Annotated in this window: 13 protein-coding genes and 1 tRNA gene; 3 read left to right on the top strand and 11 right to left on the bottom strand. The window is 71.8% G+C overall.

Going from position 1 to position 12,741, the window contains the following annotated elements; all coding sequences use genetic code 11:
* Positions 1-4: 4 nt before the first annotated feature.
* Positions 5-817, bottom strand: a complete 813-nt coding sequence (locus tag QQX13_RS02220) for a Nif3-like dinuclear metal center hexameric protein (protein WP_301120465.1) — start codon at positions 815-817, stop codon at positions 5-7.
* A 62-nt stretch (positions 818-879) separates the two neighbouring features.
* On the opposite strand from QQX13_RS02220, the gene QQX13_RS02225 reads away from it, so the two are divergent.
* The gene (locus QQX13_RS02225) at positions 880-1,908 is read left to right on the top strand and encodes a lysylphosphatidylglycerol synthase domain-containing protein (protein ID WP_301152345.1); all 1,029 of its coding nucleotides are present in this window, start codon (positions 880-882) and stop codon (positions 1,906-1,908) included.
* Here the strand turns inward: QQX13_RS02225 and QQX13_RS02230 are convergent.
* The 3 genes from QQX13_RS02230 to QQX13_RS02240 all read right to left on the bottom strand — a co-directional run bounded on the left by QQX13_RS02230 (position 1,905) and on the right by QQX13_RS02240 (position 4,182).
* Entirely contained in the window at positions 1,905-2,741 is an 837-nt protein-coding gene (locus QQX13_RS02230; protein ID WP_301152346.1) for a potassium channel family protein, read from the bottom strand. The two genes, QQX13_RS02225 and QQX13_RS02230, sit on opposite strands and share 4 nt — an antisense overlap.
* A gap of 100 nt (positions 2,742-2,841) precedes the next feature.
* On the bottom strand, positions 2,842-3,087 hold the full coding sequence (locus tag QQX13_RS02235) for a thioredoxin family protein (protein WP_301120458.1): 246 nt from the start codon (positions 3,085-3,087) through the stop codon (positions 2,842-2,844).
* Positions 3,088-3,114: 27 nt separating this feature from the next.
* Entirely contained in the window at positions 3,115-4,182 is a 1,068-nt protein-coding gene (locus QQX13_RS02240) for a permease (protein ID WP_301120456.1), read from the bottom strand.
* An 82-nt stretch (positions 4,183-4,264) separates the two neighbouring features.
* Here QQX13_RS02240 and QQX13_RS02245 point away from each other — a divergent pair, with 82 nt between their 5' ends.
* Positions 4,265-4,609 carry an ArsR/SmtB family transcription factor gene (locus QQX13_RS02245; RefSeq protein WP_301152348.1) on the top strand — a complete coding sequence of 115 codons (345 nt, stop codon included), beginning with the start codon at positions 4,265-4,267 and terminating at the stop codon, positions 4,607-4,609.
* An 11-nt stretch (positions 4,610-4,620) separates the two neighbouring features.
* Here QQX13_RS02245 and QQX13_RS02250 read toward each other — a convergent pair whose 3' ends face one another.
* The 7 genes from QQX13_RS02250 to QQX13_RS02280 form a co-directional block, all read right to left on the bottom strand.
* Positions 4,621-5,847 carry a cation:proton antiporter gene (locus QQX13_RS02250; RefSeq protein WP_301120452.1) on the bottom strand — a complete coding sequence of 409 codons (1,227 nt, stop codon included), beginning with the start codon at positions 5,845-5,847 and terminating at the stop codon, positions 4,621-4,623.
* Between the two features lie 15 nt (positions 5,848-5,862).
* A complete protein-coding gene (locus QQX13_RS02255) occupies positions 5,863-7,176 on the bottom strand; it encodes a DUF1254 domain-containing protein (protein ID WP_301152349.1) in 1,314 nt (437 codons plus the stop codon).
* Positions 7,177-7,267: 91 nt separating this feature from the next.
* Positions 7,268-7,344: transfer RNA gene (locus QQX13_RS02260), tRNA-Val, on the bottom strand.
* Between the two features lie 50 nt (positions 7,345-7,394).
* Positions 7,395-8,051: a hypothetical protein gene (locus tag QQX13_RS02265; RefSeq protein WP_301120448.1), complete on the bottom strand. Its 657-nt coding sequence runs from the start codon at positions 8,049-8,051 to the stop codon at positions 7,395-7,397.
* On the bottom strand, positions 8,048-8,668 hold the full coding sequence (locus tag QQX13_RS02270) for a SatD family protein (RefSeq protein ID WP_301120446.1): 621 nt from the start codon (positions 8,666-8,668) through the stop codon (positions 8,048-8,050). Before QQX13_RS02270 ends, QQX13_RS02265 begins: the two co-directional genes overlap by 4 nt.
* Before the next feature lie 56 nt (positions 8,669-8,724).
* Positions 8,725-9,189 (bottom strand): redoxin domain-containing protein, encoded by a 465-nt coding sequence (locus QQX13_RS02275; RefSeq protein ID WP_301152351.1) that lies wholly within the window; start codon positions 9,187-9,189, stop codon positions 8,725-8,727.
* Positions 9,186-9,614 carry a DUF3052 domain-containing protein gene (locus tag QQX13_RS02280; RefSeq protein WP_301120442.1) on the bottom strand — a complete coding sequence of 143 codons (429 nt, stop codon included), beginning with the start codon at positions 9,612-9,614 and terminating at the stop codon, positions 9,186-9,188. Before QQX13_RS02280 ends, QQX13_RS02275 begins: the two co-directional genes overlap by 4 nt.
* Positions 9,615-9,779: 165 nt before the next feature.
* Between QQX13_RS02280 and aceE the strand changes: the two genes are divergently transcribed.
* The gene (gene aceE, locus QQX13_RS02285) at positions 9,780-12,563 is read left to right on the top strand and encodes a pyruvate dehydrogenase (acetyl-transferring), homodimeric type (RefSeq protein WP_436968545.1); all 2,784 of its coding nucleotides are present in this window, start codon (positions 9,780-9,782) and stop codon (positions 12,561-12,563) included.
* The last annotated feature ends 178 nt before the right edge of the window (positions 12,564-12,741 follow it).

Genomic DNA, 12,741 nt, shown 5'->3' on the forward strand with positions numbered 1-12,741 from the left:
GGCGCTAGAAGCGCGCGGTCCAGGGGTCGGTGATGAGGGTCGAGACGATCGTGTCGAGGCCGGTCGCGTCGCCGAGGTACTCGGCGGCGGCGGCGAGCCAGGTCCACTCGGAGGCGTAGTGGGCGACGTCGACCAGGAAGGGCCGACCGCCGGCGAGCAGCGCGGCCTCGCGCGCGTCCGACGCCGGATGGTGACGCAGGTCGGAGGTGAGGTACACGTCGGCGCCGGCGGCCGCGGCGGCCCCGAGGAACGAGTCGCCCGCGCCCCCGACCACGGCGATGGTCTGCACGCTGGCGTCGAGCTCCCCCGCCACCCGCACGCCGTGCGCCGTGGCCGGCAGCACCGCGGCCGCGCGCTGGGCGAACTCGAGCAGGGTGATGGGCGCGTCGAGGCGACCGATGCGCCCGGTGCCCTGCTCCGCATCGTCCTTCAGCGGCACCAGCGGAAGCGCGCCGTCGACGCCGAGGACCTCGGCGAGCGCCTCCGCGACGCCGGTCCCGGCGTGGTCGGCGTTCGTGTGCGCGTTGATCAGCGCGACGCCGTTCTCGATCAGCGTCTGGATCACCGCGCCCTTGGGGGTGCCGGCGTTGACGGTGGTCACCCCGCGCAGCAGCAGCGGGTGGTGCGTGACGATCAGGTCGCAGCCTGCCTCGATCGCCTCCTCGACCACCGCGAGCGTGGGATCGACGGCGAACAGCGCGCGCGTGACCTCGGCCTCGGGGCGCCCGACGGTGAGCCCGTTGACGTCCCAGTCCTCCGCCAGATCGGGAGGGAAGCGGCTGTCGAGCGCGTCGAGAACGTCAGCCACCGAGGTCATGGGACCAGGCTACTCGCTGGACGGCGACGGAGACCTCGTGCGCCGGCCGCTAGCCTGGCGGCGTGACCAGCACGCCCGCCGCGCCCACGCGCCGCTCCCGGCCGTGGCTGAGACGAATCGTCCTGCTCGCCCTCGCGGCCGCCGTGATCTGGGCCCTCACCGACCTCGCCGGGCGTGTCGACGCCGACGCGGTCCTGGAGGCGCTCGGCCAGCTCGCCTGGTGGCAGGCGCCGATCCTGGTCGGGCTGCTGCTGCTCCGGCAGCTGCTCACCTCGGCCCCGATCGCCCGCTTCACCGCAGGACTCGGCCAGCTGCGCGCGCTGCACAACGAGCTCGCGGCGAACCTGGTGGCGACCGTGACGCCGCCGCCCGCGGACATCGTGCTGCGCATCGCGATGTTCCGGTCGTGGGGCCTGGATCCGGTGTCCGGCATGGCAGGCGTCACCCTCGCCACGGTCGTGTTCTGGGGTGCGCGGTTCCTCGCTCCCGTGATGGGGCTGGCGTTCCTCGCGTGGCGCGGCATCGAACGCCACGAATGGTGGGTCGCCGGCGCCTGCCTGGTGGTCGCCGCGGCGATCCTCGGCGCGCTCGGACTCATGCTCCGCGACGCGCGTTGGGCGGCCTGGCTGGGTGCCGCGGCGGCCCGCACGGTCGCACGGTTCGGGCGGCGCGCCGACGCCGAGGGCTGGGCGGAGGCCGTCGTCAGCTTCCGCGCCCGCGTCGCGTCGACGCTGCGCGAGCACCTGGCGGCCGCGCTGACGCTCATGCTCACCGGCGTCCTCGTGGAGGCGCTGCTGCTGCTCGCCAGCCTCCGGTTCGTGGGCGTCCCGTCGTCGCTGTCGAGCATCGAGATCCTCGGCGTGTTCCTGCTCGCCTACCCGCTCACGATCCTGCCGTTCCTCGGCCTGGGGGTGCTCGACGCCGCGCTCGTCTCGCTGTGGCTGACGGACGACAGCCCCGCACCCGAGGCCACGCTGGTGGCCGGCATGCTCGTGTGGCGGGCGGTGTCGCTCGGCGGCACGCTGCTGATCGGCGCGGCCTCGGTGGCCTGGTGGCGGTGGACCGTGCGGAGAGCGCAGGCCGGCTCCTAGGTCGCGTCGTCCTCCGCCGGCGCCGTCGCGCGCGCCTTCCGCCTCGGTGCCTTCGGCGTCTGATGCGGGAGCCCCGACGCCGCGGCGTCCTCCCGCGCGGCGATCGCGTCGAGCTTGGACTCGAGCTCCGCCAGCCGGTCGAGCAGCTGGGTGCGGGTGACCTCGTCACGCTCCTCGTCCTCGCCCTCGGTCAGCGCGACGAACCACGCCGCCACGGAGGCCGTGATCACACCGATCAGGGCGATGCCCATGAGCATCAGCACCGTCGCGATGGCGCGACCCTGACCGGTCACCGGCGCGAAATCGCCGTAGCCGACCGTGGTCATGGTGACGAGCGCCCACCAGATCGCATCGGCGAAGTTCGTGATCTGCGCATCGGCCGCACCGCGCTCCGCGTCGAGGATCGACACGGCCCCGATCCACATGAGCAGCACCACCGAGATCAGGATCGCCTGCGTGGACTTCACCGCGCCCTTGCGGCTGGCCAGCATGGTGCCCGAGGTGAAGACCGAGAGGATCTTGAGCGGTCGCGCCGGAGGGATGAAGACGGCGATCACGTCGATCGGGTGCGTCTTGAGGAAGTGCCAGCGCCGGTCGGTGAGGGCCAGCCGGATGATGATGTCGACGACGAACGCGAGCCAGATGAACGCCTGGATCGTGATGAGCGTGCCGCGCAGCGCGCCGGGGATGTAGTCGCGGAAGGCGATCCGTGCGGACCACACGACCAGGAAGGCGAACGCCATCACCAGCATGGCGAGATCGGCGCGCCTCGCGTACGCGTCGTAGCGCGCGCTGTCGCCCTTGATCACCTTCACCACCTCGGGCACCGCCACGGGCATCTCCCCTCGTCCGCGCCTGCTGCTGGGTCCGACCCTAGCGCGGGACCATGCGAGGGCGAGGAGAGGCGCCCCGGCGCCCGTGACGATGCGCCGGTCAGGTCGCGGGGACCGTGGCGAGGATCTCGGCGAGCCGCGCCGCCGTGGGGACCTGCCCCTCGACGAGCACGCGGCCGTCCGCGACGAGCGCGGGGGTGCGCATGACGCCGTAGGCGGCGATCTGCGCATCGTCCTTGATGTGGGCGACCTCGGCGGTCCTTCCCAGCCCGGCGAGCGCCTCGACCGTGCGGGCCTCCAGCGCATCGCAGTTCTTGCATCCGTGTCCCAGGATGGTGACGTCCATGATGGTCTCCTTGCGGTGAGAGCGGCCCTACAGGACCGCGTTGAACAGGTACCCGGCAGCGACGATGCCGGCGGCGACCACGGCGACGAAGATCGCGATCAGGCGGGGCCTGAGCACGCGTCGGAGGATCACCATCTCGGGGACGGAGAGCGCGACGGTCGCCATCATGAAGGCGAGCAGCGTGCCCATGGGGACACCCTTGGCGAACAGCGCGTCCACCAGGGGGAGCACTCCGGCCGCGCCGCTGTAGAGCGGCACGCCGAGCGCGACCGCCGCGAGCACGCCGAACGGGTTGTCGGAGCCGGCGATGGTCGCGATGAGGTCCTCGGGCACCCACCCGTGGATGAACGCGCCGATGCCGATGCCGGCGAGCAGCCACGGCCAGATCTTGCGCAGCAGCGCGACGGTCTCGGTGCGGGCGAGGTCGAGGCGATCCGACCAGGCGGGCCGGAGCCCTCCCGCCATCGCGACCGCCGTCCGGCCGCGCGCCTCGAGCACGAACGGCTCGACCCACCGCTCGGGGTTCATCCGCCCGATCACGAGGCCCGCGATCACGGCGATGGCGAATCCGGTGACGGCGTAGAGGACCGCGGGACCCAGGCCGAAGCTGCCGAGCAGCAGCACCAGCGCCACCTCGTTGACCAGAGGAGACGCGATGAGGAAGCTCATGGTCACCCCGAGCGGCACGCCCGCGGACACGAAGCCGATGAAGCCGGGCACCGCGCTGCAGCTGCAGAACGGGGCCGCGACGCCGAGCGTGGCCGCGATCGCGTTGCCCACGCCCTCGCGCTTCCCGCCGAGCATCGCCCGCATGCGCTCGGGGGTGATGAACGACCGCGCGACGGTGATCGCATACACGATCCCGGCGAGCAGCAGCAGGATCTTGACGGTGTCGTAGAGGAAGAAGTGCAGGGCGCCGCCGAGGCGGCTCGCAGGGTCCAGTCCGACGACGTCCCACAGGAGCGTGTCCCAGAGCCGACCGTTGACCGCGTAGAGCAGTCCTCCGGCGGCGTAGGCGGCGGCCGGGGGTGCCCAGACCCGCCACCGGGGCCGCTGCTGCGGCGGGGCGGGCATCAGGCTGATCGGCTCGGGCATCGGATCTCCTATAGATGTTCGTCGATACGTCACACGCTACTCATGTATCGACATATGTCAATACGAGGCGTACGGTGGTCCCATGATCGAGCTCGACGTCCTCCCCACCGCCTGCTGCGCCGACGAGCGCCCGGACCTGATCGACGCGGGGCGCGCCGCCGACCTGGCCGAGGTCTTCAAGGCGCTCGCAGACCCCACGCGGGTGCGCCTGCTCGAGCACATCGCCCGAACCGAGGACGGCACCGCCTGCGCCTGCCACCTCCCCGACGCGCTCGGCATCAGCCAGCCGACCATGAGCCACCACATGCAGAAGCTGGTGAAGGCGGGGCTGGTCACCCGCGAGCAGCGAGGGCGCTGGGCGCACTACACCGTGTCACCCGACGCGATGGCAGGTGTTCGCGGCCTGCTCGACTCCGTGACCCGCTAGCCGACCCGCGCTCACACGCGCTCACCCACCCCGTCCCCCGCAGGCCGCGACCAGCGCGCGTACAGCCGCGTGAGCGGCGGAGCCGACAGGCCGTGCGCGAAGACGCTGATCAGCACGGTGAGGGCGAAGATGCCCGCGATGTCGTAGCGGCGTGGGTCCTCGCCCAGCGCGTCGGCCGCCAGCAGGCCGAAGACGATGGTCGCGACCCCGCGCGGACCGAACCACCCGATGAACAGGACGGTGGGCGTCCGCACCCCGGCGCCCACCAGAGCGAGGGCCACGGGCAGCAGCCTCAGCATGGTGAGCGCGAGCACCGCGATCAGCAGCCAGACCGGCTCGAAGCCTCGCGCAAGGACCAGGACGAGCATGCCGCCCGCCAGGAACCACAGGATCATGCCCATCACGTCGGCCGCGATCTCGAGAGCCTCGGACACCTCGGGCTCGCGCTCGACGCCGCGGCCCGCGGCTCCGAACGTCAGGCCCGCGACGAACGCGGCGAGGAACACGTTGCCGTGCGCCAGCTCGGCGAAGCCGAACGTGAGCAGCGGGAGCGCCAGCACACCCACGCTGCGCGCGCGGGCGTCGCTGAATCCCGCGCGGCGCGTCGACGCCATCGCGACGGCGGCGAGCAGCCCGATGCTCACCCCCACCGCCACTCCGGACGCGGCTCGCGGCATGTCGAGCGCGTGCGCCGGCGCCTCGCCGGCGGTCTGGTCGACCAGCACCCCGAGCGCGACCATCACGATCGGCGTCGCCAGGCCGTCGTTGAGGCCGCTCTCCACGTTGAGCGCGCGCCGGACCCGCTCGGGAACGGCGGGGTTGAGCACGGTGGGAGCCCCCAGGCTCGCGTCGGTCGCACTCACCGCCGCCCCGACCAGGAGCGCGCCCGCGCCGCCGAGCGCCGGGATCAGCAGCCACGTGAGCCCCGTCGCGAGCAGGACCGCGAGCGGGAAGCCGACGGCGAGGAGCCGCACCGCGATCCACGGGTCGTGACGCAGGGAGCTCAGGCGCACCGTGCTCGCGTCGTGGAAGAGGACCATCACCAACGTGATCTCGGCGAGAAGATGGATGGTCGTCGCCGAGATGCCGTCACCGACGGTGGCCGCGAGCGCCATGCCGGCGACGATGAACGCCATCGGCGCCGTGACACCGGCGCGCTCGAGCCGACGACCGACCAGCGCCCAGGTCACGATCAGCCCCGCGATGGTCGCGAGCGTCAGCCCCTCAGCGCCGTCCATCGCGTCGCGCTCCCGTCACGCGCGCCGGAGCGGCGGAGGCGACCACCGTCCATCGAGCACCTCGGGCCGCGGACCGTACAGGCGCAGGGTGAGGCCGAGCGGCCCCGCCGGGGCGGGAAGCCAGTTGCTGTCGCGCTCCGGACCCGGGCTCTCGCGGCCGATCCAGATGTCGAGCGAGCCGTCCGCGCCGTAGGTCAGCGGATCCCTGTCGCCGAGCGCGTAGCGCTCGAGGGCGTTCGGGACGGGGAACCCCGTTCCGTCGTACATGGTGACCGACCAGAACGCGTCCGCCGGCGGGAGCTCGGAGGAGTCGAAGTGCAGCACGTGGTCGACCTCGCCCACGGGTGGTGTCCCCGCCTCGTCGACCAGCAGCATCGGATAGACCGCGTCCTCGGCGAGGTTCGCGCCCAGGCCGATCATGGCGATCATGGCGCGGAACAGGTAGTCGGTTCCATACACGCCGATGCCGGAGCGGCGGATCGACCACCCGTTGGACGCCTGCGCCAGGCCCGTCACCGCCGCGGCCATGGCCGCGAGCCCGGCCCGCGGTGCGGCAGAGATCGCCTCGCGGGCCTCGGGCGACGCGGCACCGGCATCGAACGGGCGCCCCGGGACGATGCCGAGCGCGCGCAGGCGCGCGACCATCGGCTGATCGGTGAGGTGCGGCGGGTTGTCCGCGAGCAGGTCGGCTGCGATCCGGAAGAACTCCTCGCCGGTCATGGCGGCCACGTGATCCATCGGGGAGGTGCGCACGCCCGGGTCGTCGCCCGGAGCGACCCCGCCTGCGGTCGCACCGCGAAGCGGCCGGATCGCGAGGCCGTCCTGGATCGCATGCACGCGCGGGTAGTCCGCGATGCCGTCGGTGCGCGTGCGCCCGAGGACCCACACCCATGCGGTGGGAGCATCGATCCTGACCATCCCGTCCGGGACCTCGCCGGGCCACCCGGGTGGGACGATCGCGTAATCGGCCGGCGCGCCGCCGGTCGTGCGGCTCCCGATGACCGCGAAGACGTCCGACCACAGGTCGAGGAGCGGCAGCATGAAGTACCGCTCGATGGGCGCGGCGATCGACACCACCTGCGGGCCGTCACGGAGATCGAGCCACGCGGTCGAGTACAGGGTGTCGAAGTTCGGACGCACCACCTCCCTGAAGTCCCCGGGAGGGAACGCTCGCGCGTGCGCGAAGGTGTCGGGCGGCGCGAAGCCGTGCCGGACCCCGGCCGGCAGCGAGGTCGCCACCCGGCGGGTCACGTCCATGAGGACCAGCGGGTAGAAGTACTGGAAGCCTTCGACGGCGATCCTCGCCAGGTCGCGGTCCATGGCGCTCATGAGTGCCTCCGCTCGGCACGGCGGTCGTCGGCGACGGCCGTCCTCCCTCAATCCTGGCACGCCCCCCGCGAGCAGGCGGGACGGGGCTCCATGGTGGGCCCTACCGGACTCGAACCGATGACACCTGCGGTGTAAACGCAGTGCTCTGACCAACTGAGCTAAGGGCCCTGCGACGGGCCCGACCATTCTGCCAGGCGCGCGTGCGCCCGCTCGACCCGTCAGGGCATCAGCACCGCGATGAGCAGCGCGGCCGCGCCGGCGAGGGCCCAGCTCACCAGCGATCCGACCAGGAACTCCTCGGCCGTGGATCCCCTCCCCCGGTCACCCGAGATCTCAGGGAACCGACCGATGCCCTTGGCCGCCATCAGGCCGACGATCACGGCCTGGGCCCCCACCAGCGCGAGCCCGACGATCAGCCAGCGCTCGAGCGGACCGATGAACCTGCCCCCGCGGAGACGCGGCGCGTCCTCCGCACGCTCCGCCGGCGCGTCCTCGCCCGGGAGGACCCGCGCGCGGGCGATCACGTCGCGACACACATCGTTCGCGGTGTGCGTGAGGAGAACCGCGGAACCGAGCCCGGCGAGGATCGCGGCGGCGCGGCTCGGCTCGGGGTCGGCCAGCAGCAGCAGCCCCGCGATCACCACGAGCGAGCCGATCGCGGCGTCCGCACCCCAGCGCCACCGGAGCACGAGCCACGCGCCCGCACCGAGGCCCAGACCGGCGGCACCCCACCCGCCCACCGCGCCGGTGACGCCCGCCGCGGCCAACGCGATCACCAGCCACGCCATGACCGCGAAGAGGCGCGTGCGACCGCCGAGCCGCCAGCCGAGGGCCTCGGCGCCGGCCACCATCGCGACCAGCACCGCGGCGGTCATGCGACTCCCCCGGTGAGCCCGTCGAGCGCCTCGCGGAGCGCGACCGCTCCCGAGCGGTGCGCGGCCTGCGACACCGCGGCCTGACTGATCGACTCGCGCGAAGCGATCGCCGACTGGGTGTCACCCTCGAGCAGCGCAGCCGCGATCCGCCGCTCCCGCGCCTTCATGCGGTCGAGCACGTGGTCGCGGAGCAGGAGGACGGCGACGGTCATGGACACATCCTCCCCGTCACCACCGACACACCAGCTCCGGACGGACCCCTCGCCGGCGTCCTCGCGCCGGTGCGCCTCCTCGATCGCGTCGCGGGCGCGCCACCAGGCGCTCCCGTCGGAGATGTCGCCGTCGACATCGACCACCTCGCCGAGCCCGATGCCGGCACGTACCTCGACGCCGTCAGGCAGGACGAGCGCCGCCAGCGCGGTGACGCGGATGGCGTCCGCCGGCGTCGCGTAGACGGACTGGAACTCGTCGCCCACGGTCGCGCGCAACGGCCGGAGCACCTCCGCGGCAGCCTCCGCGCGCGCGAACGCGGCGAGCACCGCATCCTGCGCAGCGGCACGGTCGCGCAGCTCGCGAGAGCGCACGATGTCGACGATCACCGCTGCGACAGCGTCCATATCGGACACATTAGCACTTATACGGTGGAGATATAAGCGTTTCCGCGCCCCGGAGCTCAGTCGAGCAGGTCGATCACCGCGCGGCGGTAGTCCGCCAGGTCGCGGGCCTCGCCCTCCGGGTTGACGATCGCCCACCGGACCACGCCCGCGGCGTCGACCAGGAACGTGCCGCGCGTCGCGAGACCCTTCTGCGGGTTGAACACGCCGTACTGACGCGACACCTCGCCGTGCGGCCAGAAGTCGCTCAGGAGCTCCGCCTTGTACGAGTGCGTGTCCGCCCACGCCTTGAGCGTGTAGATCGAGTCGCAGCTCACGACGATGACCTTCAGGTCGTCGCGCGCGAGCAGGTCCTCGGCCCCCCGCAGGTCGATGAGCTCGTTGGTGCACGTGTCCGAGAACGCGAACGGCACGAACACGAGCATGTACGCCGTGCCCGACAGCTGCGCCGAGGTGACGGTGCGTCCGTGCGTGTCCGTCATCGCGAAGGACGGCGCCGGAGCGCCGACGAGGGGATGGCTCACTTCGAGCGGCCCTTCTCGACCAGCGAGGTCGCCGTCCACGACCCGCCGAGCACGAACGTCGAGGTGGCGTGCAGCCCCGACAAGGACGCCGCCTCCTGAACGTCGCGCGGGAAGACGTGCCCGCCGTTGCCCGCCTTGGGGGTGCAGACCCACACGGGGGCCGCATCGTCGAGCAGCGTCTGTGCGTCCATCAGCAGGTCCGTGAGATCGCCGTCGCCGTCGCGGAACCACACGAGCGCGCCGTCCACGACGTCCCCGTAGTCCTCGTCGGCCAGATCCTCGCCCGTCGCCGCCTCGACGCCGGCGCGGAAGGCCGCGTCAACATCGTCGTCGTAGCCGAACTCCTGGATGATCTGCCCGGACTTCAATCCGAGCCTCGCGACCGCCGCCTCCGTCGCGGCCTTCGCGTCCTCCTGTGTCGCCACGGTGGCGGGACCCCCTTCAGTCGATGACACGCATCTGCCGGCGTGCCTGCCGACCACAGTAGAGGTACCCCGCATCCGGGTGCAATCGGCGCGGGGTGCCACGCACGTTCCGCGCGCGTCGGCGCTGGCGTGACATTCCCCTCAGATGTGGGAAGAATGTGTCCGATGGCGGCATACCAGCCGCGGCTCCCCATTCATAGGCGCGCCACCGCGCGCCCGACAGGAAGGTCACTCGTGGCACATCACGGCGAGGTGGACAAGGATCCGAACGAGACCGCGGAGTGGATGGAGTCCCTTGACGGCCTCATCGCCGACCGCGGCGAGAGCCGGGCCGAGTACATCATCGACCAGCTGGTCGACCACGCGGCGAAGAAGCAGCTCAGCGTCCCGCTCAGCCTCAACACGCCGTACGTGAACACCATCCACGTCGACGACGAGCCCGAGTTCCCCGGCGACGAGGAGATCGAGCGCCGCTACCGCGGCTGGATCCGCTGGAACGCCGCCGTCATGGTGACGCGCGCGCAGGCGGCCGGCAAGGGCGTGGGCGGTCACATCTCGTCGTACGCCTCGGTGGCGACCCTGTACGAGGTGGGGCTGAACCACTTCTTCCGCGGCAAGGACCACCCCGGCGGCGGCGACCAGGTCTACTTCCAGGGTCACGCCGCGCCCGGCGTGTACGCGCGCGGGTTCGTCGAGGGTCGCTTCGGCGCCGACGACCTCGACTCGTTCCGCCAGGAGAAGTCGGGCCCCGGCCGCGGCCTCTCCTCGTACCCGCACCCCCGCCTCATGCCCGACGTGTGGGAGTTCCCCACGGTGTCCATGGGCCTGGGCCCGGCGTCGGCGATCTACCAGGCGTGGACCAACCGCTACCTGCACCTCCGCGGGCTCAAGGACACCTCGGAGCAGCACGTGTGGGCGTTCCTGGGCGACGGCGAGATGGATGAGCCCGAGAGCCGCGGCATGCTTCAGCTCGCGGCCCACCAGAACCTCGACAACCTCACCTTCGTGGTCAACTGCAACCTGCAGCGCCTCGACGGCCCCGTGCGCGGCAACGGCAAGATCATCCAGGAGCTCGAGGCCTTCTTCCGTGGCGCCGGCTGGAACGTCATCAAGGTCGTGTGGGGCCGCGGGTGGGACCCGCTCCTGCAGCGCGACGAGGACGGCGCCCTGGTCAACCTCATGAACACCGTGCCCGACGGCGACTTCCAGACCTTCCGCGCCGAGTCCGGCGCCTTCATCCGCGACCAGTTCTTCGGCGGCGACCCGCGTGCCAAGGAGCTCGTCAAGGACATGACGGACGACGAGATCTGGGCCCTCAAGCGCGGCGGCCACGACTACCGCAAGCTGTACGCCGCGTACGCGCGTGCGACGCAGGAGAAGAACGGCAAGCCCACGGTCATCCTCGCGAAGACCATCAAGGGCTACGGCCTCGGCTCGAACTTCGCGGCCCGCAACGCCACGCATCAGATGAAGAAGCTCGCCGCCGCCGACCTCAAGGTCCTGCGCGACACCTTCGACATCCCGTTCTCCGACGAGGAGCTCGAGGCGGACCCGTACAACCCGCCGTACTACCACCCCGGCTTCGAGGACCCCGCGGTCCAGTACATGCTCGAGCGCCGGCGCGCGCTGGGCGGCTTCGTGCCCGAGCGCCGGGGCGACCGGAACCAGATCGCGCTCCCGGACGACAAGGCCTACGAGCTGCTCGCGAAGGGCTCGGGCAAGCAGGAGGTCGCCACCACGATGGCGTTCGTCCGCCTGTTCAAGGACCTGGTCCGCGACAAGGAGTTCGGCCACCGCGTGGTGCCGATCATCCCCGACGAGGCCCGCACCTTCGGACTCGACTCGATCTTCCCGAGCGCGAAGATCTTCAACACGAACGGCCAGAACTACCTGCCGGTGGACCGCGAGCTGATGCTGTCCTACAAGGAGTCCGAGGCCGGTCAGATCATGCACACCGGCATCAACGAGGCCGGCTCCGCGGCCGCGTTCCAGTCGGTGGGCACGTCCTACGCGACGCAGGGCGAGCCGCTGGTGCCGTTCTACATCTTCTACTCGATGTTCGGGTTCCAGCGCACCGGCGACCAGTTCTGGGCGGCGGGCGACCAGCTGACCCGAGGCTTCATCATCGGCGCCACCGCCGGCCGCACCACCCTCACGGGCGAGGGCCTCCAGCACGCCGACGGTCACTCGCCGCTGATCGCGGGCACCAACACCGCGATCGTGCACTACGACCCGGCGTACGGCTACGAGATCCGCCACATCGTCAAGGACGGCCTGCAGCGCATGTACGGGCCCGACGACCAGCGCGACCCGAACGTCATGTACTACCTCACCGTGTACAACGAGCCGTACCAGCAGCCCGCCGAGCCGGAGAACGTGGACGTCGAGGGCATCCTCAAGGGCATCCACAAGGTCTCGGAGGCCCCCGAGGGCCACGGTCCCGAGGCGCAGATCCTCGCGTCCGGCGTGGCCGTGCCGTGGGCCTACGAGGCCCAGGAGATGCTGCTCCGCGACTACGGCGTGCGCGCCGCGATCTGGTCGGTGACCTCGTGGAGCGAGCTGCGCCGCGAGGCGCTGGCCTGCGAGGAGCAGGGCTTCCTGTTCCCCGAGCAGGGCCTCCGCACGCCGTACCTCACGCAGAAGCTGCAGGGCGCGGCGGGTCCGTTCATCGCGACCTCGGACTACGACCACCTGGTCGTCGACCAGATCCGCGCGTGGATCCCGGGCGACTACGCCACCCTCGGCGCGGACGGCTTCGGCTTCTCCGACACCCGAGCCGCGGCGCGACGCTTCTTCCACATCGACGGCGCCTCGACGGCGGTGCGTGTGCTCCAGCAGCTCGAGCGCCGCGGCGAGGTCCAGCCCGGCACCTACGCCGAGGCGATCCGCCGCTACGAGCTCCACGACGTCCGCAAGGGGACGTCGGGCAACGCGGGCGGCGACGCCTGAGCCGTCCCGCTCTGACGTTCGACGGGGCCTGGTCCGATCATCGGACCGGGCCCCGTCGTCGTGTCCGGACGATGCGGTCGGCGTCGGCTCGAGCACGCGGACCGGGCAGCGTGGGGGGGATGTCGGCGACGCTCCCGATCTCATGCACGAACGAGCGCCAGCTCCCCGGTCGCTTCGT

This window comes from Demequina lignilytica (genome assembly GCF_030418375.1).
Taxonomy (GTDB): domain Bacteria; phylum Actinomycetota; class Actinomycetes; order Actinomycetales; family Demequinaceae; genus Demequina; species Demequina lignilytica.

Coding starts and splice junctions, on each gene's coding strand:
- QQX13_RS02220 (WP_301120465.1), bottom strand. CDS start 817: ATGACCTCGGTGGCTGACGTTCTCGACGCGCTCGACAGCCGCTTCCCT.
- QQX13_RS02235 (WP_301120458.1), bottom strand. CDS start 3,087: ATGGACGTCACCATCCTGGGACACGGATGCAAGAACTGCGATGCGCTG.
- QQX13_RS02240 (WP_301120456.1), bottom strand. CDS start 4,182: ATGCCCGAGCCGATCAGCCTGATGCCCGCCCCGCCGCAGCAGCGGCCC.
- QQX13_RS02245 (WP_301152348.1), top strand. CDS start 4,265: ATGATCGAGCTCGACGTCCTCCCCACCGCCTGCTGCGCCGACGAGCGC.
- QQX13_RS02250 (WP_301120452.1), bottom strand. CDS start 5,847: ATGGACGGCGCTGAGGGGCTGACGCTCGCGACCATCGCGGGGCTGATC.
- QQX13_RS02255 (WP_301152349.1), bottom strand. CDS start 7,176: ATGAGCGCCATGGACCGCGACCTGGCGAGGATCGCCGTCGAAGGCTTC.
- QQX13_RS02265 (WP_301120448.1), bottom strand. CDS start 8,051: ATGACCGCCGCGGTGCTGGTCGCGATGGTGGCCGGCGCCGAGGCCCTC.
- QQX13_RS02270 (WP_301120446.1), bottom strand. CDS start 8,668: ATGGACGCTGTCGCAGCGGTGATCGTCGACATCGTGCGCTCTCGCGAG.
- aceE (WP_436968545.1), top strand. CDS start 9,780: ATGGCGGCATACCAGCCGCGGCTCCCCATTCATAGGCGCGCCACCGCG.